Below are 3,504 nucleotides of genomic sequence, written 5' to 3' on the forward strand. Positions count from 1 at the left end.
CACCGCGGGCAAGGGCGTCCTCGGCGCGCTCGGCGCGAAGGGCGCCGCGGCCGCGGTGGGCGGCGCGGCCGTCGTCGCGGCGGCCGGCGGCGCGGCCGTCTACGTCGCCGAGGCCAAGGAGAAGCCGAAGCCGAAACCGGTCGTGGCCGCGCTGACCGCGCTGAACGAGCCGCAGCGGGACTTCGGCAACGGGGTGACGTTCCGGGCGCAAGGGCAGGTCGTGACGGTCACGGGCGGCCGGCCCGCGCTCGTCCGGAAGATCGACGCGGCGCTGCGCGCGCCGCTCGAAACGCGCTGGGCCAAGACCCGCAAGGGCCTGGCCGGGATCGGCAGGGGCGGCTACACCGACGTCGTGAAACCGGCGATCCTGATGCGCAACGACCGGCTCCTGTCGGTCTGGTACACCGTCTCCCTGCAGGGCGAACGCGGCACCGGCTGGGACCACTCGGAGGCCGTGACCGTCGACCTGCGGACCGGCGCGGCCTACCACCCGCTCGACCTGTTCCGCGTCCCGACCGTCCAGGGCCTCGCGCCTTTGGACGAGAAGATCAAGGCGCACCTGCCCCACGGCACCTACTGCTACAGCGACGTCGACCCCGGGACCGGGCCGATCCAGCCGCACGGCACCGACAACCCGTCCGCGTTCGTCGGGACCGGGGACGTCAGCATGGCGCTCACGCCGACCGGCGTGCGCGTCGCCTTCTACGGCGCGCTGCTCGGCTACGCGTCCGCGTGCGGCGAGGAGGACACGACCGTCCCCTACGCCGAGGTCGCGGGCATGCTCAAGCCGGAGCTGCTGAAGGCCGTCCCGTATCCGCGGCCCGCGCGCTCCTGAGACGCCGGACGCCCCGCCCCCGGAGCGTTCCGGGGACGGGGCGTCCGCGCGAGATCACTTGCGCTTGTTGATCTCTTCGGTGAGCTGCGGCGCGACCTGGAACAGGTCGCCGACGATGCCGTAGTCGACGAGCTCGAAGATCGGCGCCTCGGGGTCCTTGTTGATGGCGACGATGGTCTTCGAGGTCTGCATGCCGGCCCGGTGCTGGATGGCGCCGGAGATGCCGACCGCGACGTACAGCTGCGGCGACACGGTCTTGCCGGTCTGGCCGACCTGGAACGAGTGCGGGTACCAGCCGGCGTCGGTCGCGGCGCGGGACGCGCCGACGGCCGCGCCGAGCGAGTCGGCCAGGCCCTCGATGATCTTGAAGTTCTCGGCGCCGCCGACGCCGCGGCCGCCGGAGACCACGATCGCGGCCTCGGTCAGGTCCGGGCGCTCGCCCTTCTCCTGGACGACCTTCTCCACGATCTTCGTGCCCTTGTCGGCGTCCGACAGCGTCACCGAGACGGCCTCCTCGGCCGGGGTGGCCGGGGACGCCTCGGGGGCGACGGAGTTCGGCCGCACCGCGATGATCGGCGTGCCGGTCTTCACCTTGGCGTGCGCGATGATCCCGCCGCCGAAGATGGAGTGCTCGGCGACGAAGCCGTCGGCGACGTCCACCACGTCGGTGAGCACGCCGGAGCCGGTCTTGACCGCCAGGCGGCCCGCGATCTCCTTGCCCTCCGCGGTCGCGGACACCAGCACGGCCGCCGGCGACTTGTCGGCGACGAGCTGCGCCAGCAGCGCGGCCTTCGGCGCGACGACGTAGGAGGTGAGCTCCTCGTCGGCGGCGACGTAGAGCTTCGCGGCGCCGTACTCGCCGAGCTTGTCCTTGGCGCCGTCGGCGCCGGGGCCGATCCATACCGCGGAGGCCTCGCCCAGCTTGTTCGCCAGCGTCAGCAGCTCGAGGGCGACCTTCTTGACCTCACCGTCGACGTGGTCGACGAGGACGAGAATCTCAGCCATTGTCCTCTAATCCCCTTCCTCGGTCAGACGAACTTCTTCGACGCGAGGAACTCGGCGATCTTCACGCCGCCGTCGCCCTCGTCGGTGACGATCTGACCCTGCGCGCGCGGCGGGGCCTCGGCGAAGTCGACCACCTCGGTGGCCGCGTTCGCCAGGCCGACCTGCGCGGCGTCGATGCCGGCGTCGGCGACGCCGAGCGTCTCGACCGGCTTCTTCTTGGCCGCCATGATCCCCTTGAACGAGGGGTAGCGCGGCTCGTTGATCTTCTCGACCACGGAGACCACCGCGGGCAGGGTCGCCTCGACGCGGTCGAAACCGTAGTCGGTGACCCGCTGCGCCTTGATGGACGAGCCGTCGATCTCGACCTTGTTGGCCAGCGACACCTGCGGCACGCCGAGCCGCTCGGCGAGCATCGCGGCGAGCACGCCGGTGCGCGCGTCCGTGGACTCCGAGCCGAGGATGACCAGGTCGAAGCCGGTGCGGCCGAGGGCCTGCTGGATCGCGTAGGAGGTCTGCAGCGCGTCGGAGCCGGCGAGGGCGTCGTCCACGAGGTGGACGGCCTTGTCGGCGCCCATCGCCAGCGACTTGCGGATGGAGTCGGTGGCCTTGTCCGGGCCCATGGTCAGAACGGTCACCTCGCCGCCCTGGGCCTCCTTGATGCGCAGCGCCTCTTCGATGGCGTACTCATCGAGCTCGTTGATGACACCGTCCGCGGCAGCCCGGTCGAGCGTGCTGTCATCGGACTTCAGCTTGCGCGGGCTCTCCGTATCGGGAACCTGCTTCACCAGGACGACGATGTTCATGGCCGGTGGCCGACCTCCCTGCACTCAGTTGGCCGCTGGGGTAAGCGGACAGAGGGGCGCCGCCCATGACGGGTCGACGCGACATGCGGTTTCGCAGTCACAGCCTGCCAAACACCCGAACGTGCTTCGGAGCCGGGTCCCCGGTTCGGCCGTGCACGACAAATGTTACTCATCGGTAGCCTACTGGCAAATCCCAGTTCGTGAGACCTTACCCACGCGACCCCCGGGTTTACGGGACGGACCCCGTCCGGATGGCGGCGTGACGCAGTTCATACTCACCAGCGGTCCACGGCGTTCTGCAACCGGTCCATCGAGCGCTCCAGCGTGCTCTGCAGCCCGTACATCGGCGCGAAGCTCGGCGTCAGCGACATCGCCCCGACCACCGCCAGCAGCGCCAGCGCGCCGAGCGCCACCCCCGCGACCGCGATCCGCCGCGGGCTCGCCGCGACCGCCGCGAACATCCGCTCCAGCTGCCGGCGCGGCGCGCTGACCCCCGGCGCCGTCCACAGCACCGCCGCCCCCGCCCCCGCGCCGAACGAGCACGCGCCCAGCGAGTCGATCTCCCCGCCGATCACCGACGCCGCCGCCAGCCCCACCGGCACCGCCACCGCCAGCGCCGCCGCGTACGGGACGGTCAGCGCCGTCCGGCCGAGCGCCCACGCCCAGCCCGCGACCGTGTCGGACGTCGCCGCCCGCAGCACCGTCACCGCGACGAGGGTCAGCAGCAGGCCCGCGATCGGCATCATCACCGCGACGCCGACCCCGATCACCACCACGGTCGCCGCGAGCAGCCGCGCCCACGCCTGCGCCACCGCCGGCTCGCCCGCCCGGGCCGCCGGCTCGGCGGCGGCGGGCTCCGCG

At 72.2% G+C, this 3,504-nt stretch carries 4 protein-coding genes; 1 reads left to right on the forward strand and 3 read right to left on the reverse strand.

What is annotated here, in order from left to right; genetic code table 11:
* Window positions 1-835: hypothetical protein (locus F9B16_RS52070; RefSeq protein ID WP_192809401.1), on the forward strand; the 835-nt coding region annotated here is incomplete at its 5' end.
* 54 nt (window positions 836-889) lie between these two features.
* Here the strand turns inward: F9B16_RS52070 and F9B16_RS49755 are convergent.
* The 3 genes from F9B16_RS49755 to F9B16_RS52075 form a co-directional block, all read right to left on the reverse strand.
* Complete coding sequence (locus F9B16_RS49755) at window positions 890-1,840, reverse strand: electron transfer flavoprotein subunit alpha/FixB family protein (RefSeq protein ID WP_151547246.1); 951 nt, start codon at window positions 1,838-1,840, stop codon at window positions 890-892.
* Between the two features lie 23 nt (window positions 1,841-1,863).
* Window positions 1,864-2,643: an electron transfer flavoprotein subunit beta/FixA family protein gene (locus tag F9B16_RS49760; RefSeq protein ID WP_151547247.1), complete on the reverse strand. Its 780-nt coding sequence runs from the start codon at window positions 2,641-2,643 to the stop codon at window positions 1,864-1,866.
* A gap of 275 nt (window positions 2,644-2,918) precedes the next feature.
* The coding region (locus F9B16_RS52075; protein ID WP_225992675.1) for a hypothetical protein at window positions 2,919-3,504 on the reverse strand (586 nt) is incomplete at its 5' end.

The organism is Actinomadura montaniterrae, from assembly GCF_008923365.1.
GTDB lineage: Bacteria > Actinomycetota > Actinomycetes > Streptosporangiales > Streptosporangiaceae > Spirillospora > Spirillospora montaniterrae.